This window comes from Mycobacterium arosiense ATCC BAA-1401 = DSM 45069, assembly GCF_002086125.1.
GTDB lineage: Bacteria > Actinomycetota > Actinomycetes > Mycobacteriales > Mycobacteriaceae > Mycobacterium > Mycobacterium arosiense.
The window spans coordinates 1-348 of record NZ_MVHG01000273.1 but is presented as its reverse complement, the minus strand read 5'-3'; the positions used below and the strand labels follow the sequence as shown (position 1 = coordinate 348).

Here is a 348-nt window from a genome sequence, read left to right as displayed (position 1 = left end):
GCCGTGCCAGGGCTTCGCCACGGGTGACTCCGGCATGGATCTCGTAGCCCGACAGCGGCGCATCCTCCAGGCTCAGGCGGCCCTGTACGTTGCGCAATTGCTTGTCCGCCTCCAGGGTCGTTTCCAACGCCAGCAGGCCGAGGCCAGCGCTGCTGCCGGCCGCGCCTTCCAGGCCGAGCGGATCGTGCAGGCGCTCGCCGAGCATCTGCAGGCCGCCGCAGATCCCCAGCAGGCGACCGCCGTAGCGCAGGTGACGGAGGATCGCCTCGTCCCAGCCACGCTCGCGCAGCGCCGCGAGGTCGGCGCGCACGCTCTTCGAGCCGGGCAGGACGATCAGGTCCGCCGACG

1 pseudogene is annotated in these 348 nt (G+C 72.1%); it reads right to left on the bottom strand.

Features of this window, described 5'->3' with window-relative positions:
• Nucleotides 1-348: pseudogene (locus BST14_RS31880) on the bottom strand (cobyric acid synthase); the annotation flags it as partial.